Raw genomic sequence first — 23395 nt, 5'->3', positions numbered from 1 at the left:
GCGTCACTTAGTGACAGCAGTCAATAAATCACTCCTGCGAAGTTCAGTGATCATCACCGTACGGTCACTGGCGGTGACCACATGGCTGCCATCGGAGCTAAAGCTGGCTGATCGAACCGTGTCGATGTGGTAAATGCGAGCTTTTTCTAACCATGACCCATCGGACTTCTGACCAATGATTTTCGCCGTACGATCCTTACTGGCGGTGACCACATGGCGGCTATCAGGGCTGAAAGTGGCTGACGTGACGGTATTCTGATGATAAATGATGGCTTTTTCTTTCCATGATCCATCGTCTTGCAGGTCGAAGATTTTCACCGCGCCATCGAAACTGGCAGTCACCAAATGACGGCCATCGGGGCTGAAGGTGGCTGATTCGACGATATGATCATGGGGAAGTGTGGCGGTTAATTCCCAGGAACCATCGTCACTCTGGCTATGGATTTTAGCACTGTGATCCTCACTGGTGGTTAGCACATGGCCGCCATCAGGGCTATAAAGGGCTGACATGACAGCACGATCATGGGGAAGTGTGTTGGTTAATGCCCATGAACCATCGTCTTTCTGACAATAGATTCTCGCCGTCTTATCCCAACTGGCGGTGACCAGATGGTGGCTGTCAGGGCTGAATGTGGCTGATTCGACGGCTTTGCCATGGGAAAGAATGGCTCGTAAATCCCATGATCCATCGAGCTTCTGGCTATGGATTTGTGCTGTTCTGTCCATACTGGTGGTCACCACATGTTGGCCATCGGGGCTGAAACTGGCTGAGTTGACCTGCGCCCTATGGGAAATGATGGCTTTTGGTTCCCATGACTCATTGCACCTCAGGGCATATATATTCGCTCTGCCATCCGAACAGGTGGTTACTGCATGGCGACTATCGGGGCTGAAAATCGCTGAGTTGACCCATCCGTTATGGGAAATACTGGTATTTTTTTTCCATGATCCATCAGCCTTTTGGCCGAAGATTTTTGCCGATAGATCTCCATTGGCAGTTATCAGATAGCGACCATCAGCACTCAGGGTGGCTGAGTTTATTTTATTGGCGCTTACCTGAAAGGGGTAATCGTTATCGGTAATGGCGAGTGATTTGGCTTTATGATTTTTGCCAATAATGGTTTTAGTGACTAATTTAAACTTTTCACATTGAGACATCAGGTTAGTTTTGGTGAAATATAACAGAGCAGGTAAATAAACGCCCCAATGCAGCCGATTGGTGAGTGAGTCGAGTAACTCCTCATCATCCGTAAATGACTTCAACCAATGACGGAGTTGATTCTCATTTTTTGTGGTGATGGTCATTCTCAGATGATGCTGGTGTTGTGAAGGAAGCTGGCGATGCCATGCTTTTGCCAATGCATTATTCTCTCTAACAATACTACGAAGGCGGGTACATACCTGTTCTAAACTGCGGATATCCCGAAGTTTCAAACAGTGAAAAATTAACGAAAATGATAACGAGGATAAATCCTGTAATGACGACTTTTTCTTAATTTCCTGATCAGGCACAGTGATGGACCTGCCCGCACTGGTCCCCGTCGGTGTTTCTGACCGAGTTCGCTTAGATGGTGGTGAGTCTGAACCCTCAATGCTGAAGTTATTATCTATTACATTCATTCTTTATTCCGTGAAAGCAGGTGTATATCCCCGATTGGCAAACCTGATCAAGATAGATGCCACAGGTTAGAGTCGGTTTTGGAATGAAAGTTCATTTTATTGTTAAGCAAGACGAACAAAGTGTCCTTCAGCGCACGCAGAATGGCTTCACCCAGTGACGGCAGGCAATAAATCACTCCTGCGCAGTTCAGTGATTATTACCATGCCGTCGTAACTGGTGGTGACTACATGACTGCCATCGGCGCTGAAGCTGGCTGATCGGACCGGAGTATTATGGGAAATACTGGCTTTTTCCGACCATGACCCATCAGGCTCCTGAGCAATGATTTTCGCCGTGCCATCGAAGAAACTGGCAGTCACCATGCGGCGGCCATTGGGGCTGAAGATGGCCGTGTTGACTTCATCGCGAAGGCGGGTACATACGAGTTCCATACTGCGAATATCCCGAAGTTTCAAACAGCGAAAAATAATGGAAAATGATGATAAGTATAAATGCAGCAATGACGTTGTTTCCTTATCAGCCAGCTTGATCGTTCTACCCGCACTGGCACACGCAGGTGTTTGCAATCGAACTCGCTTGGATGGTGTTGATTCTGAACCCTTAATGCAGGAGTGATCATGTATTCCGTGCATGTCAGGTTCCTCCAAAGTGGGTATTTATATTCGATCAGCACGGGCAGTCAATATTGATGCTGCGATTTAGACTCAGTTTCAGAATGAAAGTTCATAGCGTGTTGTTGAATGAAACTAACAAAGTCTCTTTCTATGAACACGTGCAGAATGGCGTCATTCAGTGGCAGCAAACAATTGATGACTCCTCCGTAGTTCAGTAATTTTCAACGTGCAGTCGTCACTGGCTGTGACTACGTGGCTACCATCGGCGCTAAAGGTGGCTGAGCAGACACAGCCTTTATGGGCAATGCTGGCTTTTTCTAACCATGACCCATCAGCTTCCTGCCCGATGATTTTCGCCGTTCCGTCCTTGCTGGCAGTCACCAGATGACGGCCATCAGGGCTGAAGCTGGCCGAGTTGACTCCATCCTTATGGTATGTGTTGGTTTTTTCTTCCCATGATCCATTGGCTTTCTGACCATAGATTTTCACCCTGCCATCATTACTGGCAGTCACCACATGGCGGCCATCGGGGCTGAAGGTAGCTGAGTTGACATCATCTTCGTGGTGAATGATGGCTTTTCGTACCCATGATCCATTGGTTTCCCTGCCATAGATTTTCGCCCTGCGGTCCTTGCTGCCAGTCACCACATAGCGACTATCGGGGCTGAAGTTGGCTGATATGACAGGACCTTTATGGGAAAGGGTACCTTTTACTTCCCATGTTCCATCGTCTTTCAGGGTATGAACTTTCGCGGTTTTATCCCAGCAGGCGGTGACCACATGACGGCCATCGGCGCTGAAAATGGCTGATTGGACAGCATCATTGTGAAAAAGGGTGGCTGTTAATTCCCATGATCCGTCGTCCTTCTGGCTATGGATTTGCGCCGTTCTATCCCAACTGGCAGTCACCACATGGCGGCCATTGGCACTGAAAGAGGCTGACTTGACCGAATGATTATGGGAAATGATGGCTTTTAATTTCCATCGTTTATTGCACCCGGGGCCGTAAATTTGTGCCCTGCTATCGTTGCTGGCAGTCACCACATATTGACTATTGGGGCTAAAGATAGCTGATTTGACCCACCTGTTATGGGGAATGATGGCTCTTTTTTCCCATGATCCATCGGCCTTGTGGCCGTAGATTCTTGCCGAATGATCGATGCTGGCCGTCACCAGGTGACGGCCATCAGCGCTGAGAGAGGCTGATTTGACTTCGTCATCTTCTTTAATGATGGTTTTTGTTACTAAATTAAATCTTTCACATTCAGACATCAGGTTAGTTTTGGTGAAATATAACAGAGCAGGTAAATAAACACTCTTCTGTCGGCGATTTGTCAGTGAATCGATTAACGCCTTATCATTCGTAAAAGTCTTCAGCCAATCATGGAGTTGGTTCTCATTTTTGGCAGTGATGGTTGTCCATAGCAGATACCGGTGTGATGAAGAAAACTGCCGATACCACGCTTTTGCCAGAGCATTATCCTGTTTGATCGTGTTGTTAAGGTAGGTACATACCTGTTTTAAACTGCGAATATCCCGAAGCTTTAAATAGCGACAAATGAGGGAGCTTGATAGTAAGGATAAATCTCGCAATGAGGGCCTGTCTTTATTTTCCTTGTCAGATACAGTGATACTCCAACCCGAACCGGAATCCGCTGGTGTTTCCAATCGAGCTCGCTTGGGTGGTGGTGAGTATGAACCTGCAATGCTGGAGTTATTACCTATTCCATTCATGCTTTGTTCCCTGAAAGTGAGTTTTTATCCTTAATGATTCGCAAGGACGTCCAACGTTGATTGAGTTAATATACGTCACTCCTCTGTAGTTCAGTGATTTGCACCGTTCCATCACAACCTGCGGTTATCACACGGCTGCTATCGGCGCTGAAAGTGGCAGATAAGATCCAGCAAGCATGGGTGATGCAGGCTTTTTCCACCCATGACCCATCGGCTTCCTGACCAATGATTTTCGCTGTGTGGCTATGACAGGTAGTCACCAGGTGGCGACTGTCAGAGCTGAAGGTCACTGATTCAACTGAATGCTTGTGATCAATGATGGTTTTTTCTTCCCATAATCCACCGGCTCTCTGGCCATAGATTTTTACTATGCCATCCAGGCTCGCAGTCGCCACATGGCGGCCATCCGCACTGAAAGTAGTCGAATGGATAACTTGCTTGTGTTGAATTTCGACCACACTTTTCCATGATTCATTGGTCTCACAGCGATACATTCTCGCCTTGGAATGCCCATTGAGGGTTATCACATAGCGGTCTTCCGGGCTGAAGCTGATTAAGTTGATACTATCCTCAAGGCGAATGATATTTTTTACTTCCCATGATCCATCGGACTTCTGGCTATGGATCTTCATCTCTGTGCTACCACGTTCGGCAGTCACCAAACGGCGGCTATCGGCGCTGAAGGTGGCTGAGCGAACATCGTAAAGGTTGGCTGTTAATTCCCATGATCCATTGTTCTTCAGGCTATGGATTTGCGCCATGCGTTCCATACTGACGATCACCACATGTTGGCTATCGGGGCTGAAGCTGGCTGATCTGATGGCAGAGTCAAGGGTAACGGTAACGTTTGTTTCCCATGATTCATCGCGTCCCAGGCTATATATTTTCGCCTCGCGACCCCGACTGGCGGTGACCACATGGCGGCCATCAAGACTGAAGTTGGCTGACGTGACAAGGTCATTATGGATAATGGCGGTTTTTATTACCCAGGATCCATTAGCCCCTTGAGCGTAGACCATTGCCGAGTTGTCTCCAACGGCGGTGACCAGGTAACGGCCATCGACACTAAGGGCGGCTGTTCTGATAATTGCATTTGCGTGAATGGTGTCTTTTGTTTCCAATTTAAATGTTTTACATTCAGACATCAGGTTAGTCTTGTTGAAGTACAACAGAGCAGGGCAAAAAACAGCCTCTCGTTTGCGATTGGTTAATGAGTCCACTAACGCCATATCATTTGAAAAAGACTCAAACCAGCTACGGAATTGGTGATCATTTTTTGTAGTGATGGCTGTCCTTAGTTGGTATTGGTGTGTTGAAAAAAACTGCCGATACCAGGCTTTTGCCAGTGCGTTATTTTCTTTTACCGCAGCGTGAAGATAGGTACATACCTGTTCCAAACTGCGAATATCCCGAAGTTTTAAATAACGAAATATGAGGGGAAATGCGGATAAATCCAGTAATGACGTTTTTTCCTTTTTTTCCTCGCCAGATACAGTAATACTTCTACCTGCACTGATTCCCGTTGTTATTTCCGATTGAGCTTGCCTGGTTGCCAGTGAATGTGAACCTGCAATATCGCAGCTATTATCTATTCCATTCATGCTTTGTTTCCTGAAATTGGGTAGTTAACCTTGATGATTTGCAAGGTTGTCGGACATTGGTTGAGTTAATTGGAGTCGGTTTTAGAAAAAAAGTTCATGATAGGTTGTTCAATTCAACTGATAAAAACAGGACTCCGGTTCGAGACCATGATCAATAAGCAGAAAGTGGGTTTCTGTCTTTCGGTGCATGCGGAATGGCTTCACTCAGTGACAGTAGGCAATCATTACTTCCTGGTTCGCCGATGGTGGATAGTTGGAGGCGTGCCCGAAGACCGATCGTTCCTCGAACCACGAGCAACAAACGGAAGTGCCTTAATGACTTACCCTTTGGAATTCAATATTTCTGGCTCATTGGTCAGACTCTTATTTTCGCCGCAGGCGCTCAGGTTGGCTATGCCAGATCCTTCACCTTTTGAACGGCTCGAGCTTCGATGATTCGCCAAATGTCGTTAGCTTTAAACTTCCCTAACCGTCCGGGGTCAAGGGCATTGGCTTTTTTGAACCATTCGCTCCAAACCTCTTTACGGTCATTCATCATTCTGAGACAGTGCGCTTTTTGCGAACAGGCGCCTGCATTCCCGGGGTGTTTCTCTAGTACGGATTCTGCATACTCAAGCGCCTTTTTAAGGTTACTTTGTCCTGACCCAGGGTCATTGTCTGCTATTTGTTGAGAGGCCAGTCGGAAATAATGGATCGAGTTTGACAGCAATATATTGGCGCTTTCCTGATACCCGGTAATCATTTCCATAAATCTCGCTGTCCCGGCATAGGAATTAAGCAGTGCCAACTCACATTCACTCGTATGGTATAAATCACAGCAACGATGAATCAGTCTTTGGGCCCGTTCTGTTTTATTCATTATCTCCCAGAGACGTCCCAGGGCCAGATCAAGATCATGATTCCCGCTAGGCTTGCACAGGTCTTCCTCATCGTTATCGGGGTGCTTGCCAATCATGTTCAGCAACAGTTTTTCAGATCGTTTATACTCGCCCATTGACTCCCAGGTTCGCATCAGGGCGATGTCAACCAGAGGCTGCCCACAGGGTTTGCAGAGTAATTCTTCAGGGTCTTTGGGGTGCTTGTCACTCATGTTCAGCAGCAGTTTTTCAGACCGTTTATATTCGCCCACCACATCCCAATGTCTCACCAGAGTCAGGTCGATTGTCGAATCGCCATAGGGCTTGCACAGCGTTTCCATACTGGCGAAGGGAGATTTGCCAACCATGTTCAACAGCAACCTTTCAGCCAATATATATTTGCCCTGTATCTCCCAATTTCTTATCAGGGCCAGATCAATATGTTTATTCCCGCAAGGCTTGCACAGGCGTTCTGCATTATCATTGGGGTCTTTGTCACTGGCGCTCAGCAGCAGTCTTTCAGCCCATTCATATTTCTCCATCATATGCCAGAGTCGTGCCAAAGCCAGATCTAATTGATGATCTCTACAGGATTGACACAAGATTTCTATATTTTGGTTGGGCTGCTTGCCCATCATGTTCAGCAGCAGCTTTTCAGCCGTATTATATTGGCCTACATCCTCCCAGTATCGAACCATGGCCAAGTCAATTTCATAAACTCCGCAGGGCAGACACAGGCTTTCTTCACTGTCACTGGGGTGCTTGTTACTCATGTTCAACAGCAATCTTCCAACCAGGTGATATTTGCCCATGATTTCCCAGTGTCGAACCAGAGTCATATCAATATCAAGACGTCCAAAAGGTCGGCAGAGAATCTCTTCACTGGCACCGGGATGCTTACCCGTCATGTCCAGTAGCAATTTTTCAGACCATTCGTGTTTGCCTTTTGTCTGCCAGAGTCGCACCAGGGCCAGGTCAATTTCACGATTTCCAGAGTGAGTGCATAGAATTTCTTCACTGGCATTGGGGGGCTTGCCACTCATGTTCAACAGCAGTTTTTCAGCCCGTTCATTCTTTTCCATCAACTGCCAGAGTCGTGCCAGGGCCAGATCAATTTCATTATCTCCACAGGGCTTGCAGAGGAACTCGTCACTGCCATTGGATGGCTTGCCACTTATATTCAGCAGCAGATTTTCAGCCCATTCATACAGACCCCTCTCCTGTAAGAGTCGCACCAGGGCAATATTGACGATATGGAGGTGTTTATGGAGGGTTTCTGCAGTGGCAGTGCTTCGATTCGATTGCAGTTTTCTGGTCAGCTCTGTTTTCACGTTCACCAGCAGTGTTTCCGTCATCTGGTGTTTTTCCATCGACTGCCACAGTCGGGCATTACTCATATCCGCGTCGAAATTGTGAGAAGTCTGGCAAAGGATCTCTTCATCAGCACCGGGCTTTATATTTCTCAGTATTAACAGTCGTTTTTCAGCAGCAGGAAGCAATCCAAGTGCCTGTTCACAGTGGCTCAGGGTCAGGTCAAGGTTAGTAATTCTGGAAGCCCCGAGTGCAGTCAAGGGGCCTTTCAACCTGAGTTTTTCCAGACGATAACAGGCTTTTTTTTGCTTTTCCCGGTTTTGCTCTTTCAGCGATCTTGCCAGCCCTATGACTGTCCTTTGGTAGTCGATCTGGCTGAGTTGGCCCCGGTATTCATTTAAGATGGCCTGAAATTTTTCTTCTGCATGGCTGAAATGTTGGTTTTTCAGTGCTTTGTAAGCTTGATCGATTTTTTCGTTTGCCGCTTCAGGCGATTGCCTGTTCCTTAACGGGTGCGGCCTTTGAGAAGAAGATGCCCTGTACGCAGTGGTTCGCCGATCGTGAATAGTTGGGGGCATAGCTGAAGACCTGGCCGAAGACCGATCGTCATCGCCACTCGAACCACGAGGAACAAACGGTCGCGCATACGGGTTGAGTTTCGATGCACGCGCCACGTCCTGATGAGTGTCCTGGTTGACATCAGGCAAGCGATGTTGTGACGGTTGCGATGTTGAACCGCAGGCTGGTGGTAATCCGTAACTCATGGCAAAGTAATCTCCCTTTATGCTTTTCAGACAGCAAAAGTACATAAGAGTTCAGGAGCCTGAATTTCCAGACCCTTTGGAGTTCAATATTGCTGGCTCATTGGCCAGACTCTTATTTTCGCCGCAGGCGCTCAGGTTGGCTGTGCCAGATGCTTCACCTTTTGAAGAGCTATCGCTTCGGTGATTCGCCAATCATTGTCAGTTTTAAACTTCTCTACCCTGCCGGGGTCAAGGGTGTGAGCTTTATTGAACCATTCCCTCCATACCTCTTCACTGAAATCCATCATTCTGAGACAGTGCGCTTTTTGCGAACAAGCGCCTGCGCTCAAGGGGTATTTCTTCAATGCGGATTCCACATACTCAAGCGCCTTTTTAAGGTTATCTTGTCCTGACTCAGGGTCATCATCCGCTATCTTTCGAGTAGCCAGCCTGAAATAATGGATCGAGGTTAACAGCAGTGTATTGGCACTTTCCTGATGGGCCATCATCATTTTCATAAATCTTGCTGTCCCGGCTTGCAGACTCAGCAGTGCCAATTTACATTCGCTCGTTGGGTAGACATCACAGCAATGCTTAATCAGTCTTTGGGCCCGTTCGTTTTTATTCATCATCTGCCAGAGACGTACCAGGGCCAGATCAACATCGTGATTTCCGCTGGGCCTGCACAGGTCTTCCTCATTGTCATCGGGCTGCTTGCCTATCATGTTCAGCAACAGTTTTTCACACAGTTTATAGTCGCCCATTACCTCCCAGGTTCGCACCAGGGCCATGTCAATCAGAGGCTGCCCACAGGGTTGGCACAGTAATTCTTCAGTGGCTTTGGGGGGCTTGCCACTCATGTTCAGCAGCAGTTTTTCAGACCGTTTATTCTCGCCCACTATCCCCCAATATCTCACCAGAGTCAGGTCGATGTTAAAATCGCCACAGGGTTGGCACAGCTCTTCCTCACTGGCGAGGGGAGACTTGCCTGCCACGCTAAATAGCAATTTTTTAGCCCATTCATATTTGCCCAGCATCTCCCAATTTCTTATCAGGGCCAGGTCAATATCGTTATTCCCGCAAGGTTTGCACAGGTGTTCTTCATTGCCATTGGGGTCTTTGCCACACATGTTCAGCAGCAGTCTTTCAGCCCATTCATAGTTGCCCATATCATGCCAGAGTCGCGCCAGCTTCAGATCCAGATCATAATTTCCGCAGGGTTGACACAGGATTTCTTTGTTTTTGCCGGGCTGCTTGCCAAGCATGTTCAGTAGCAGTTTTTCAGCCAGATGATAGTTGCCCGTGATCTCCCAATGCCGCACCAAAGGCAGATCAATATCAAGATTCCCAAAAGGCCTGCAAAGAACCTCCTCACTGGCATCGGGGTGTTTGTCACACATGTTCAGCAGCAACTTTCCGGACGGTTTGTGTTTATTCATAATTTCCCAATGCCGCACCAAAGCCATATCAATAGCAAAAACCCCAAAAGGCCTGCAAAGAATCTCTTCACTGGCATTGGGGTGCTTGCCACTCATGTTCAGCAGCAGTTTTTCAGTCCGTTCATGCTTTCCCATTACCTGCCAGAGTCGTGCCAGTGCCAGATTAATTTCATTATTTCTACAGGGCTTGCAAAGGAACGCCTCGCTGTTATTGGATCGCTTGCCACTGATGTCTAACAGTAACTCTTCAGCCCATTCATACAGGCCTCTCTCCTGTAGGAGTCGCGCCAGGGCCATATTGATGGTACGGAGTTGTTGATACAGAGTTTTTGCTGTGGCTCTGTATGGATTCGACTGCAGTGCGTTGGTCAGCTCTTTTTTCATGTTCACCAGGAGTGTTTCAGTCATCTGGTGTTTTTCCATAAACTGCCACAGTCGGGCATTGGTAATATCAGCGTCGAAATTGTGGGAATGCTGGCAAAGAATCTCTTCATCAGCATCGGGATTTATGTTTCTCAGTCTTAACAGTCGTGTTTCAGCATCCGAAAACAGTCCAAGTGCCTGTTCACAGCGGCTCAGGGTCAGGTCAAGGTTAGGGATTTTGGAAGCCCCGAGTTCAGTCAATGGTTCTTCCAACCTGAGTTCTTGCAGACGAGAATAGGCTGCTTTCTGCTTTTTTGGAGTTTGTTCTTTTAGCGATCTTGCCAGCCCTATGACAGAGTTTTGGTAATCGGCCTGGCTGAGTTGGTCCTCGTATTCTTGCAAGATGGCCTGAAATTTTTCTTCTGCATGGCTGAAATGTTGGTTTTTCAGTGCTTCGTATGCTTCGCTGATTTTTTCTTTAGCCGCTATGGGCGTTTGCTTCTTTCTTAACGGCTGCGAACTCTGGGAAGAAGGTGCCCCGTGCGCAGTGGTTCGCCGATGGCAAATATTTTGGCTGTTCGAAAACCGGTTGTCTCTCGAATCACGAGGAACAAACGGAAGCGCATTCGGGTTTAAATTCGATGCAGGCGTTGTTTTCTGATGAGCATCAGGCAAGCGGTTTTGTGACGTTTGCGATGCTGAACCGCAGGCTGGTGGTAATCCGTAACTCATGGAAAAATAACCTCCCTTTATGCTCTTAAGACAACAAAAGTGCATAAGAGTTCACCCAAGCGCCTTAATGACCTGACCCTTTGGAATTCAATATTGCTGGCTCATTGGCCAGGTACTGATGTTCGCCGTGTCTGATTCTTCACCTTTTCAAACGCTCGAGCTTCGGTGATTCGCCAAACGTCGTTAGCTTTAAACTTTTCTCCCCGGCTGGGGTCAAGGGTGCGGGCTTTTCTGAACCATTCCTGCCATTCGTCTTCAGGGTAATGCATCATTCTGAGACAGTGCGCTTTTTGCGAACAAGCGCCTGCACTCGGGGGGTATTTATCCAGTGCGGATTCTACGCACTCAAGCGCTTTTTTAAGGTTATCTTGTCCTGACTCAGGGTCATTGTTTTTTATCTGTCGGACAGCCAGTTTGAAATAATGGACCGAGGTTGATAGCAGAGTATTGGCACTTTCCTGATACCCGGTAATCAGTTCCATAAATTTTGCTTCCCCGATGTATGAGGACAACAGTGCCAACTTACATTCATTGGTATGGTATAAATCAGAGCAACGATGAATCAGTCTTTGAGCCCGTTCATTTTTATCCATCACCTGCCAGAGGCATACCAGGGCCAGATCAAGATCGTGATTTCCGCTGGGCGTGCACAGGTCTTCCTCAGAGTCATCGGGTTGCTTGCCACTGACGTTCAGCAACAGTTTTTCAGACCGTGTATATTCGCCCATGGCCTCCCAGATTCGCTCCAGGGCCAGGTCAACCAGAGGATGCCCGCAGGCCTTGCACAGGTCTTCCTCAGTGTCATCGGGGTGCTTGTCACTCATGTTCAGCAGCAGTTTTTCAGGCCGTTTATAGTCGCCCGTTCTCTCCCAAAATCTCACCAGAGTCAGGTCGATGGTAAAATCTCCACAGGGTTTGCACAGCGCTTCCTCACTGGCGAAGGGTGATTTGCCAGCCATGTCCAACAGCAATCTTTCAGCCCATTCATCTTTTCCCTGTATCCCCCAATTTCTTAGCAGAGCCAGGTCAATATCCTTATTCCCGCATGACTTGCACAAGCTTTCCTCATTGTCATTGGGGCTTTTGCCAGACATGTCCAGCAGCAGTTTTTCAGCCCATTCATATTTTTCTATCGCATGCCAGAGTCGTGCCAGAATTACGTCCAATTCAAAATTTCCACAGGACTGACACAAGATGGCTTCATTGAGGCCGGGATGCTTGCCAATCATGCTCAGCAGCAGTTTTTCAGCCAGGTGATATTTGTCCATGACCTCCCAATGCCGCACCAAAGTCAGATCAATTTCACGATTCCTAAACGGCCTGCAAAGAATCTCTTCACTGGCATTGGGGTGCTTGCCACTCATGTTCAACAGCAGTTTTTCAGCCTGTTCATTCTTTCCCATCAACTGCCAGAGTCTTGCCAGGGCCAGATCAATTCCATTATCTCCACAGGCCTTACAAAGGAACGCCTCGTCGTTATTGGATTGCTTGCCACTGATGTCTAACAGCAACTTTTCAGCCCATTCATACAGGCCTCTCTCCTGTAAGAGTCGCACCAGGGCAATATTGACGATATGGAGATGTCTATGGAGGGTTTCCGCAGTGGCAGTGCTTCGATTTGATAGCAGCTTTCTGGTCAGTTCTGTTTTCAAGTTCACCAGGAGTGTTTCCGACATCTGGTGTTTTTCCATCAACTGCCACAGTCGGGCAATGTTAATATCAGCGTCGAAACTGCGGGAATGCTGGCAAAGAATCCCTTCATCAGCATCGGGATTTATGTTTCTCAGTTTTAACAGCCGTGTTTCAGCCTTTGAAAGCAATCCAAGTGCTTCTTCACAGCGGCTCAGGACCAGGTCAAGGTAAGGAATGGTGGAAGCCCCGAGTTTAGTCAATCGTCCTTTCGACCTGAGTTCTTCCAGATGAGAACAGGCTTTTTTCTGCTTTTCCGGGGTTTGCTCTTTCAGCGATTTTGCCAACCCTACGACTGAGCTTTGGTAGTCGGCCTGGCTGAGTTGGCTCTCGAATTCATCTATGACGGCCTTGAATTTTTTTTCTGCATCGCTGAAATTTCGCTTTTTCAGTGCTGTGTAAGCTTGGCTGATGTTTTCTCTTGCCTCTTTGGGCGATTGCTTGTTCCTTGGCAGGTGCGGCCTTTGAGAAGAGGGTGCCTTGTGCTCAGTGGTTTGCCGTTGGCGAATAGCTGGGGGCATAGCTGAAGACATAGCTGAAGACCTGGCCGAAGACCGATCGTTCTTCAAACCACGAGGAACAAAGGGTAGCGCATACGGGTTGAGTTTAGATGCAGACGCCGTGTCCTGACGAGTGTCCTGATGTGTTTCCTGATTAGGTTCAGGCAAGCGATGTTGTGATGGTTGCGATGTTGAACCGTAGGCTGGTGGTAATCCGTAACTCATGGCAAAGTAACCTCTCTTTGTGCTCTTAAGACAACAAAAGTGCATAAGAGTTCACCCAAGCGCCTTAATGACCTGACCCTTTGGAATTCAATATTGCTGGCTCATTGGCCAGGTGCTTAGGTTCGCCGTGCCTGATGCTTCACCTTTTCAACCGCTTGAGCTTCGATGATTCGCCAAACGTCGTTAGCTTTAAACTTTTCTCCCCGGCTGGGGTCAAGGGTGTCGGCTTTTCTGAACCATTCCTGCCATTCATCTTCAGGGTAACGCATCATTCTGAGACAGTGCGCTTTTTGCGAATAAGCGCCTGCACTCGGGGGGTATTTCTCCAGTGCAGATTCCACGTACTCCAGCGCTTTTTTAAGGTTATCTTGTCCTGACTCTGGGTCATTGTCTGTTATCTGCTGAGCAGCCAGTCTGAAATAATGGACCGAGGTTGACACCAGAGTATTGGCACTTTCCTGATACCCGGTAATCAGTTCCATAAATTTTGCTTCCCCGGTGTATGAGGTCAGCAGTGCAAATTCACATTCACTGGTATGGTATAAATCAGAGCAACGATGAATCAGTCTTTGAGCCCGTTCATTTTTATCCATCAGCTGCCAGAGGAGTACCAGTGCCAGATCAAGATCGTGATTTCCGCTGGGCCTGCACAGGTCTTCCTCTGAGTCATCGGGTTGCTTGCCACTCATGTCCAGCAACAGTTTTTCAGACCGTGTATGTTCGCCCATTGCCCCCCAGATTCTCGTCAGGGCCAGGTCAATCAGAGTATGCCCGCAGGCCTTGCACAGGTTTTCCTCAGTGTCATCGGGGTGCTTGTCACTCATGTTCAGCAGCAGTTTTTCAGGCCGTTTATAGTCGCCCGTTCTCTCCCAAAATTTCACCAGAGTGAGATCGAAGCTAATATTTCCAGAGGGTTTGCACAGCGCTTCCTCACTGGCGAAGGGCGATTTGCCAGCCATGTCCAACAGCAATCTTTCAGCCCATTCATATTTACCCAGTACCTCCCAATTTCTTACCAGAGCCAGGTCAATCTCCTTATTTCCGCATGACTTGCACAGGCGCTCCTCATTGTCATTGGGGCGTTTGTCACACATGTCCAGCAGTAGTCTTTCAGCCCATTCATATTTCTTCATCGAGTACCAGAGTCGTGCCAGAATCAGGTCCAATTCAAAATTTCCACAGGACTGACACAAGATGGCTTCATTGAGGCCGGGCTGCTTGCCAATCATGTTCAGCAGCAGTTTTTCAGCCAGGTGATATTTGTCCATGACCTCCCAATGCCGCATCAAAGTCAGATCAATGTCACGATTCCTGAAAGGCCTGCAAAGAATCTCTTCACTGGCATTGGGGGGCTTGCCACTCATGTTTAACAGCAGTTTTTCAGCCTGTTCATTCTTTCCCATCAACTGCCAGAGTCTTGCCAGGGCCAGATCAATTCCATTATCTCCACTGGCCTTACAAAGGAACGCCTCGTCATCATTGGATCGCTTATTACTGATGTCTAACAGCAACTTTTCAGCCCATTCATACAGGCCTCTCTCCTGTAAGAGTCGCACCAGGGCAATATTGACGATATGGAGATATTTATGGAGGGTTTTCGCAGTGGCAGTGCCAGGATTCGATAGCAGCCTTCTGTTCAGCTCTGTTTTCAAGTTCACCAGGAGTGTTTCCGACATCTGGTGTTTTTCCATCAACTGCCATAGTCGGGCAATGGTAATATCAGCGTCGAAACTGCGGGAATGCTGGCAAAGAATCTCTTCATCAGTACCGGGATTTATGTTTCTCAGTTTTAACAGTCGTGTTTCAGCCTTTGAAAGCAATCCAAGTGCTTCTTCACAGCGGCTCAGGTTCAGGTCAAGGTAAGGAATGGTGGAAGCCCCGAGTTTAGTCAATCGTCCTTCCGACCTGAGTTCTTCCAGATGAGAACAGGCTTTTTTCTGCTTTTCAGGGGTTTGCTCTTTCAGCGATTTTGCCAACCCAAAGACTGATCTTTGATAGTCGGTCTGGTTGAGTTGGCTCCCGAATTCATCTATGACGGCCTGGAATTTTTCTTCTGCATCGCTGAACTGTTTCTTTTTCAGTGCTTTGTAAGCTTCATTGATTTTTTCTCTTGCCGCTTCAGGCGATTGCTTGTTCCTTGACGGTTGCGGCCTTTGAGAAGAGGGGGCCTTGTGCTCAGTGGTTTGCCGTTGGCGAATAGCTGGGGGCATAGCTGAAGACATAGCCGAAGACCGATCGTTCTTCAAACCACGAGGAACAAAGGGTAGCGCATACGGGTTGAGTTTAGATGCAGACGCAGTGTCCTGATGTTTTTCCTGATTAAGTTCAGGCAAGCGATGTTGTGACGGTTGCGATGTTGAACCGCAGGCTGGTGGTAATCCGTAACTCATGGCAAAGTAACCTCTCTTTGTGCTCTTAAGACAGCAAACGTACATAAGAGTTCACCCAAGCGCCTTAATTACCTGACCCTCTGAAATTCAATATTGTTGGCTCATTGGCCAGACTCTTATTTTCGCCGAAGGCGCTTATGTTAGCCTTGCCTGATGCTTCACCTTTTCAACTGCTCGAGCTTCGGTGAGTCGCCAAACGTCGTTAGCTTTAAACTTTCCTCCCCGGCTGGGGTCAAGGGTGTCGGCTTTTCTGAACCATTTCTGCCATTCGTCTTCAGGGTAACGCATCATTCTGAGACAGTGCGCTTTTTGCGAATAAGCGCCTGCACTCGGGGGGTATTTTTCCAGTGCGGATTCCACGTACTCCAGCGCTTTTTTAAGGTTATCTTGTCCTGACTCAGGGTCATTGTCTGCTATCTGCTGAGCAGCCAGTCTGAAATAATGAACCGAGGTTGACAGCAGAGTATTGGCACTTTCCTGATACCCGGTAATCAGTTCCATAAATTTTGCTTCCCCGGTGTGTGAGTACAGAAGTACCAATTCAAATTCACCGGTATGGTATAAATCACAGCAGCGATGAATCAGTCTTTGAGCCCGTTCATTTTTATTCATCACCTGCCAGAGGCGGACCAGGGCCAGATCAAGATCGTGATTTCCGCTGGGTCTGTACAGGTCTTCCTCAGTGTCATCGGGGTGCTTGTCACTCATGTTCAGCAACAGTTTTTCAGACCGTGTATGTTTGCCTATTACCTCCCAGATTCGTGCCAGGGCCAGGTCAATCAGAGGACGCCCACAGGGTTTGCACAGTAATTCTTCAGTGGCTTTGGGATGCTTGCCACTCATGTTCAGCAGTAGTTTTTCAGTCCGTTTATGGTCGCCCGTTAGCTCCCAAAATTTCACCAGAGTCAGATCAATGTTGAGATTTCCGGTGGGTTTGCACAGCGCTTCCTCTCCGGCGAAGAGAGACTTGCCGGCCATGTTCAACAGCAACCTTTCAGTCAGTGTATATTTGTGCTGCATCTCCCAATTTCTTGCCAGTGCCAGATCAATCTCTTGCTTTCCACAAGGCTTGCACAGGCGTTCTTCATTGTCATTGGGGTGCTTGTGACTCATGTTCAGCAGCAGTCTTTCAGCCCATTCATAGTTGCCCATCGTCTCCCAGAGTCGGGCCAGAGCCAGATCCAGGACATGATCTCCACAGGGTTGACACAGGATTTCTTTATTTTGATTGGGTTTTTTGCCCATCATGTTCAGCAGTAGATTTTCAGCCCTGTTATATTGGCCTACTCGCCCCCAGTATCGAACCAGGGCCAAATCAATTTCATAATTTCCACAGGGCTGACACAGGATTTCTTCACTGTTACCAGGGTGCTTGCCGCTCAGGTTCAGCAGCATCTTTCCAGAAAGTTCCAGCTTTTCCGTAACTTGCCAGACCAGGGCCAGGCTCAGGTCAATCTCACGGTTTCCACTGACCCTGCAAAGCCTTTCAACACGGTCACCGAGGTGTTTGCCACTCATGTTCAGTAGCAATCCTTCAGCCAGCTGATGCTTGCCCATGATCGCCCAATGCCGCGCCAAAGTCAGATCAATAACGTAATGCCCAAAAGGCTTGCACAGCATTTCGGCACTGGCATCAGGGTGCTTGCGACTCATGTTCAGCAGCAATTTTTCAGACCATTCGTGTTTGCCTTTTGTCTGCCAGAGTCGCACCAGGGCCAGGTCAATTTCACGATTTCCAGAGTGAGTGCATAGAATGTCTTCACTGGCATTGGGGGGCTTGCCACTCCTGTTCAACAGCAGTTTTTCAGCCCGTTCAGTCTTTCCCATCAACTGCCAGAGTCGTGCCAGGGCCAGATCAATTTCATTATCCCCACAGGCCTCACAAAGGAACGCCTCGCCGTTATTGGGTCGCTTGCCAATCATCTCCAGCAGCAACTTTTCAGCCCATTCATACAGGCCTCTCTCCTGTAAGTGTCGCGCCAGGGCAATATTGACGATATGGAGATGTTTATGAAGGGTTTCCGCAGTGGCAGTTTTTCGATTCGATAGCAGCTTTCTGGTCAGCTCTTTTCTCACGTTCACCAGCAGTGTTTCAGTCATCTGGTGTTTTTTCATAAACTGCCACAGTCGGGCATTGGTAACATCAGCGTCAAAATTGTGAGATTTCTTGCAAAGGATTTCTTCATCGGCATCGGGGTCTATATTTCTCAGTCTTATCAGTCGTTCTTCAGCTTTCGAGAATAACCCAAGTGCCTGTTCACAGCGGCTCAGGGTCAGGTCAAGGTTGTGAATGGTGGAAGCCCCTAATGGAGTCAATGATCCTTTCGATCTGAATGCTTCCAGAAGATCAAAGGCTTCTTTCAGTTTTTCCCGGTTTTGCTCTTTCAACGATCTTGCCAGTCCCATGACTGAGCTTTGTTCGTCGGCGTCGCTGAGTTGGACCCGGTATTCTTCCAAGACAGCCTTGAATGTGGCTTCTGCGTAGCTGAAATGCTGGTTTTTCAGTGCTATATAGGCTTCACGGATTTTTCTTTCAGCCGGTTCAGGCGATTTCTTTCTGGTTGACTGGTGTGACCTCTGAACAGAAGGTTTGCTGTGCCCGGTGGTTCGCCGACGGCGAATATCCGTGCGCGTGTTCGACCAGGGACCACGAGGAACAAACGGTTGCGCATTCGGGTTTAAATCGGATGCAGGCTTTGTGTCCTGATGAGCGTCCTGATCGGAATCAGGCAGGTGATTTTGTGACGGTTGCGATGTTGAACCATAGGCTGGTGGTAATCCGTAACTGATGGCGAAGTAACCTCCCTTTAAGCTCTTGAGACAGCAAACGGAGGTAGAAGTTCATGGAAGCGTCTTAATTCCCTGAGCCGTAGACAGGTTTATGTTTGCTGTGCCATATCCTGAAGCTTTTTAACAGCAAGTGCTTCGGTGATTCGCCAATCGTCGTTATCCTTAAACCGCTCTTTCCGGCTGGGGTCAAGAACTTTGGCTTTGTCGAACCATTCAGTCCACACGTCTTCACTGTTACCTTCACTGTAACTTAGCATTCTGAGACAGTGCGCTTTTTGCGAATAAGCGCCTGCAGTGGCGGGGTATTTCTGCAGCGCCGATTCCACAGACTCAAGCGCTTTTTTAAGGTTATTTCGTCCTGACTCAAGGTCATTGTCTGTTATCTGCCCGGTAGCCAGCCTGAAATAATGGATCGAGCATGTCAGTAAAGTATTGGCACTTTCCTGACATCCGCTCATTAATTCCATAAATCTTGTGGTCCCGGCATAGATACTCAGGAGTGTGTATTCACATTCACTCGCGTGGTATAAATCACAGCAACGATGGAGCAGTTTTAGAGACCGTTCTTTTTTATTCATCATCCGCCAGAGGCGAACCAGAGTCAGATCAATATCGCGAGTCCCGCTGGGTTTGCACAGGTTTTCCTCATTGTTATCGGGGTGCTTGCCAATGATGTTCAGCAACAGTCTTTCACACCGTTTATATTTGCCCGTTAACTCCCAAAGTCGCGCCATGGCCAGGTCAATGAGAGGATGCCCATAGGGCTTGCACAGAAATTCTTCAGTGGCTTCGGGGTGCTTGCCGCTCATGTTCAGAAGCAGTCTTTCACTCCATTGACTCTTGCCCATTGCCTGCCAAAGGAGTGCCTGGTTCAGATCAATATCGAAATTCCCGCAAGGTTGGCACAGGTCTTCTGCACAGGCATTGGGATCCTTGCCACTCATGTTCAGCAGCAGTCTTTCAGAGCGTTTAAATTTGCTCGCTATCTGCCAATGCCTTACCAGAGTCAGGTCAATCATAAAATCTTCAGAGGGTCTGCACAGGTCGTCCTCGCTGTCGTCGGGGTGCTTGTTAATCATGTTCAAGAGCAATTTTTCCGTGAGTTTATATTTGCCCTGCAGCTCCCAGACTCGCAGCAGAGCCAGGTCAATCTCACGGTCTCCAGAGGGCGTGCACAGGTCTTCCTCAGTGTCAGAGAGGTGCTTGTCACTCATGTTCAGCAGCAGTCTTTCAGCCCATTGATATTTGCCCATCCTATGCCAGTGTCGCGCCAGGGCCAGATCAATATCACGGTCTTCATAGGGAGTGAAGAGGTCTTCCTCAGTGCCATCCAGGCGCTTGCCACTCATATTCAGCAGCAGTCTGCCAACCCGTTCATGTTTACACATCAGCTCCCAGAGTCGCAGCAGAGCCAGATCAATTTCATCATTTCCACAGGGTTGACAAAGGAACTCCTCACTGTAGTTGGCTTGCTTGCCACTCATATCCAGCAGTAAATCTTCTGCCCATTCATATAAGCCTCGCTCCTGCAAGAGTCTCACCAGAGCAATATTGACAATCTGGAGCTGTTTATGCAGTGTTTTTGCAGTGGCAGCGCATCGATTCGACAGCAGTATTCTGGTCAGCTCTTTTTTCATATTCACCAGGAGTGTTTCAGCCATCTGGTGTTTTTCCATCGACTGCCACAGACGGGCATTGGTAATATCAGCGTCGAAATTGTGGGAATGCTGGCAAAGGATCTCTTCATCAGCATCGGGGTTCATATTTCTCAGTTTTACAAGTCGTTTTTCAGCATCCGAGCGTGACCCAAGCGCCTCTTCACAGCGGCTCAGGGTCAGGTCAAGGTTAGGAATGACGGAAGCCCCGAATGCAGTCAATGGTCCATTCAGTCTGAGTTTTTGCAAATGAGTACGGGCTTTTTCCTGCTTTTCCGGGGTTTGCTCTTTTAGCGATCTGGCCAGCCCCAGGACTGAGTTTTGATAGTCAGCCCGGCTGAGTTCGTCCGGGTATTCTTGCAAGATGGCCTGGAATTTTTCTTCTGCATCGCTGAACTGTTGGTTTTTCAGTGAATTGTAAGCTTCATCGATTTTTTCTCTTGCCGCTTCAGACGATTGCTTTTTCTTTGACGGGTGCGGCCTCTGAGAAGAATGTGCCTTGTGCCTGGCTGTTCGCCGTTGGCGAATACCTGTGGGTGTGTTCGAAGACCGTTTGTTCCTCGAACCACGAGGAACAAACGGAAGCGCATCCGGGTTTAAATCAGATTCACAAGTTGTTCCCTGATTGGCATCAGGCAAGCGATGTTGTGACGGTTGCGATGTTGAACCGCAGGCTGGTGGTAATCCGTAACTCATGGCAAAGTAAACTCCTTTTATGCTCTTGAGACAGTAAAAGTCCATAAGAGTTCACCCAAGTGCCTTAATTACCTGACCCTTTGGAATTCAATATTGCTGGCTCATTGGTCAGGCGCTTATTTTTGCCGCAGGCGCTTATTTTCGCCGTGCCTGACGCTGCACCTTTTCAACAGCCAGAGCTTCGGTGATTCGCCAAACGTCGTTATCTTTACACTTTTCTGCCCGGCGGGGGTCAAGGGCGCTGGCTAGTCTGAACAATTCCTGCCATTCGTCTTCAGGGTAACGCATCATTCTGAGACAGTGCGCTTTTTGCGAATAAGCGCCTGCACTCGGGGGGTATTTCTCCAGTGCGGATTCTACGCACTCAAGCGCTTTTTTAAGGTTATCTTGTCCTGACTCAGGGTCATTGTTTTTTATCTGTCGGACAGCCAGTTTGAAATAATGGACCGAGGTTGATAGCAGAGTATTGGCACTTTCCTGATACCCGGTAATCAGTTCCATAAATTTTGCTTCCCCGGTGTATGAGCTCAGCAGTGCCAATTTACATTCACTGGTATGGTATAAATCAGAGCAATGATGAATCAGCCTTTGAGCCCGTTCATTTTTATCCATCACCTGCCAGAGGCATACCAGGGCCAGATCAAGATCGTGATTTCCGCTGGGCCTGCACAGGTCTTCCTCAGAGTCATCGGGTTGCTTGCCAGTCGCGTCCAACAGCAGTTTTTCAGCCCGTGTATGTTTGCCCATTGCCTCCCAGGTGAGTGCCAGGGCCATGTCAATCTGAGGATGCCCGCAAGCCTTGCACAGGTTTTCCTCAGTGTCATCGGGGTGCTTGTTACTCATGTTCATCAGCAGTTTTTCAGGCCGTTTATAGTTGCCCGTTTTCTCCCAAATTCTCACCAGAGTCAGGTCGATGGTAAAATCTCCACAGGATTTGCACAGCGCTTCCTCACTGGCGAAGGGCGATTTGCCAGCCATGTCCAACAGCAATCTTTCAGCCCATTCATTTTTTTCCTGTATCTCCCAATTTCTTACCAGAGCCAAGTCAATCTCCTTATTCCCGCATGACTTGCACAGCGCTTCCTCACTGGCGAAGGGCGATTTGCCAGCCATGTCCAACAGCAGTCTTTCAGCCCATTCATATTTCTTCATCGAATGCCAGAGTCGTGCCAGAATCACGTCCAATTCAAAATTTCCACAGGACTGACACAAGATGGCTTTATTGAGGCCGGGATGCTTGCCCATGATGTTCAGTAGCAGTTTTTCAGCCAGGTGATATTTTTCCATGACCACCCAATGCCGCACCAAAGTCAGATCAATATCATGATCCCAAAAAGGCCTGCAAAGAATCTCTTCACTGGCATTGGGGTGCTTGCCACTCATGTTCAACAGCAGTTTTTCAGCCTGTTCATTCTTTCCCATCAACTGCCAGATTCTTGCCAGGGCCAGATCAATGCCATTATCTCCACTGGCCTTACAAATGAACGCCTCGTCATCATTGGATCGCTTATTACTGATGTCTAACAGCAACTTTTCAGCCCATTCATACAGGCCTCTCCCCTGTAAGAGTCGCACCAGGGCAATATTGACGATACCGAGATATCTATGGAGGGTTTCCGTAGTGGCAGTGCTTCGATTCGATAGCAGCTTTCTGGTCAGCTCTGTTTTCATGTTCACCAGAAGTGTTTCCGACATCTGGTGTTTTTCCATCAACTGCCACAGTCGGGCAATGGTAATATCAGCGCTGAAATCGTGGGAATGCTGGCAAAGAATCTCTTCATCAGCATCGGGATTTATGTTTCTCATTTTTAACAGCCGTGTTTCAGCCTTTGAAAGCAATCCAAGTGCTTCTTCACAGCGGCTCAGGACCTCGTCAAGGTAAGGAATGGTGGAAGCCCCGAGTTGAGTAAATCGTCCTTCCGACCTGAGTTTTTCCAGATGAGTACGGGCTTTTTCCTGCTTTTCCGGGGTTTGCTCTTTCAGCGATTTTGCCAACCCTATGACTGAGTTTTGGTAGTCGGCCTGGCTGAGTTGGCTCCCGAATTCATCTATGACAGCCTGGAATTTTTCTTCTGCATCGCTGAACTGTCGCTTTTTCAGTGTTCCGTAAGCTTGGCGGATGTTTTCTCTTGCTGTTTCAGGCGATCGCTTGTTCCTTCGCGGGTGCGGCCTTTGAGAAGAGGGTGCCTTGTGCTCAGTGATTCGCCGTTGGCTAATAGCTGGGGGCATAGCTGAAGACATAGCTGAAGACTGATCGTTCTTCAAACGACGAGGAACAAAGGGTATCGCATTCGGGTTGAGTTTAGATGCAGACGCCGTGTCCTGATGAGTGTCCTGATGAGTGTCCTGATTAGATTCAGGCAAGCGATGTTGTGACGGTTGTGATGTTGAACCGCAGGCTGGTGGTAATCCGTAACTCATGGCAATTTAACCTC

General features: G+C 48.1%; 11 protein-coding genes. All 11 read right to left on the bottom strand.

The window, feature by feature from the left end:
* Positions 1 to 3: 3 nt before the first annotated feature.
* Entirely contained in the window at positions 4 to 1620 is a 1617-nt protein-coding gene (locus KBW69_RS00785) for a WD40 repeat domain-containing protein (protein WP_257279552.1), read from the bottom strand.
* 147 nt (positions 1621 to 1767) lie between these two features.
* Complete coding sequence (locus KBW69_RS00780; protein ID WP_257276367.1) at positions 1768 to 2253, bottom strand: WD40 repeat domain-containing protein; 486 nt, start codon at positions 2251 to 2253, stop codon at positions 1768 to 1770.
* Between the two features lie 153 nt (positions 2254 to 2406).
* A complete protein-coding gene (locus KBW69_RS00775; protein WP_257279551.1) occupies positions 2407 to 3969 on the bottom strand; it encodes a WD40 repeat domain-containing protein in 1563 nt (520 codons plus the stop codon).
* 65 nt (positions 3970 to 4034) lie between these two features.
* Entirely contained in the window at positions 4035 to 5570 is a 1536-nt protein-coding gene (locus KBW69_RS00770) for a WD40 repeat domain-containing protein (RefSeq protein ID WP_257279550.1), read from the bottom strand.
* Positions 5571 to 5961: 391 nt separating this feature from the next.
* A complete protein-coding gene (locus tag KBW69_RS00765) occupies positions 5962 to 8502 on the bottom strand; it encodes a lipopolysaccharide assembly protein LapB (RefSeq protein ID WP_257279549.1) in 2541 nt (846 codons plus the stop codon).
* Positions 8503 to 8633: 131 nt separating this feature from the next.
* A complete protein-coding gene (locus tag KBW69_RS00760; RefSeq protein WP_257279548.1) occupies positions 8634 to 11015 on the bottom strand; it encodes a hypothetical protein in 2382 nt (793 codons plus the stop codon).
* Between the two features lie 101 nt (positions 11016 to 11116).
* Positions 11117 to 13429, bottom strand: coding sequence for a hypothetical protein (locus KBW69_RS00755; protein ID WP_257279547.1), 2313 nt, complete (start codon positions 13427 to 13429; stop codon positions 11117 to 11119).
* 116 nt (positions 13430 to 13545) lie between these two features.
* Positions 13546 to 15819 (bottom strand): hypothetical protein, encoded by a 2274-nt coding sequence (locus KBW69_RS00750; RefSeq protein ID WP_257279546.1) that lies wholly within the window; start codon positions 15817 to 15819, stop codon positions 13546 to 13548.
* A gap of 135 nt (positions 15820 to 15954) precedes the next feature.
* Positions 15955 to 18276: a hypothetical protein gene (locus tag KBW69_RS00745; RefSeq protein ID WP_257279545.1), complete on the bottom strand. Its 2322-nt coding sequence runs from the start codon at positions 18274 to 18276 to the stop codon at positions 15955 to 15957.
* 422 nt (positions 18277 to 18698) lie between these two features.
* On the bottom strand, positions 18699 to 20960 hold the full coding sequence (locus tag KBW69_RS00740) for a tol-pal system YbgF family protein (RefSeq protein WP_257279544.1): 2262 nt from the start codon (positions 20958 to 20960) through the stop codon (positions 18699 to 18701).
* A gap of 135 nt (positions 20961 to 21095) precedes the next feature.
* Positions 21096 to 23381 carry a hypothetical protein gene (locus KBW69_RS00735; protein WP_257279543.1) on the bottom strand — a complete coding sequence of 762 codons (2286 nt, stop codon included), beginning with the start codon at positions 23379 to 23381 and terminating at the stop codon, positions 21096 to 21098.
* Between the last annotated feature and the right edge of the window lie 14 nt (positions 23382 to 23395).

Source organism: Endozoicomonas sp. ISHI1 (assembly GCF_024606225.1).
In the GTDB taxonomy this organism is placed as follows: Bacteria; Pseudomonadota; Gammaproteobacteria; order Pseudomonadales; family Endozoicomonadaceae; genus Endozoicomonas_A.
The sequence above is the reverse complement of the archived record's forward strand: the minus strand, read 5'-3'. Positions and strand labels throughout refer to the sequence as shown.

Excerpts from the sequence above, each read along its gene's own strand:
- KBW69_RS00785 (WP_257279552.1), bottom strand. The coding sequence starts at position 1,620 with ATGAATGTAATAGATAATAACTTCAGCATTGAGGGTTCAGACTCACCA.
- KBW69_RS00780 (WP_257276367.1), bottom strand. The coding sequence starts at position 2,253 with ATGCACGGAATACATGATCACTCCTGCATTAAGGGTTCAGAATCAACA.
- KBW69_RS00775 (WP_257279551.1), bottom strand. The coding sequence starts at position 3,969 with ATGAATGGAATAGGTAATAACTCCAGCATTGCAGGTTCATACTCACCA.
- KBW69_RS00770 (WP_257279550.1), bottom strand. The coding sequence starts at position 5,570 with ATGAATGGAATAGATAATAGCTGCGATATTGCAGGTTCACATTCACTG.
- KBW69_RS00765 (WP_257279549.1), bottom strand. The coding sequence starts at position 8,502 with ATGAGTTACGGATTACCACCAGCCTGCGGTTCAACATCGCAACCGTCA.
- KBW69_RS00760 (WP_257279548.1), bottom strand. The coding sequence starts at position 11,015 with ATGAGTTACGGATTACCACCAGCCTGCGGTTCAGCATCGCAAACGTCA.
- KBW69_RS00755 (WP_257279547.1), bottom strand. The coding sequence starts at position 13,429 with ATGAGTTACGGATTACCACCAGCCTACGGTTCAACATCGCAACCATCA.
- KBW69_RS00750 (WP_257279546.1), bottom strand. The coding sequence starts at position 15,819 with ATGAGTTACGGATTACCACCAGCCTGCGGTTCAACATCGCAACCGTCA.
- KBW69_RS00740 (WP_257279544.1), bottom strand. The coding sequence starts at position 20,960 with ATGAGTTACGGATTACCACCAGCCTGCGGTTCAACATCGCAACCGTCA.
- KBW69_RS00735 (WP_257279543.1), bottom strand. The coding sequence starts at position 23,381 with ATGAGTTACGGATTACCACCAGCCTGCGGTTCAACATCACAACCGTCA.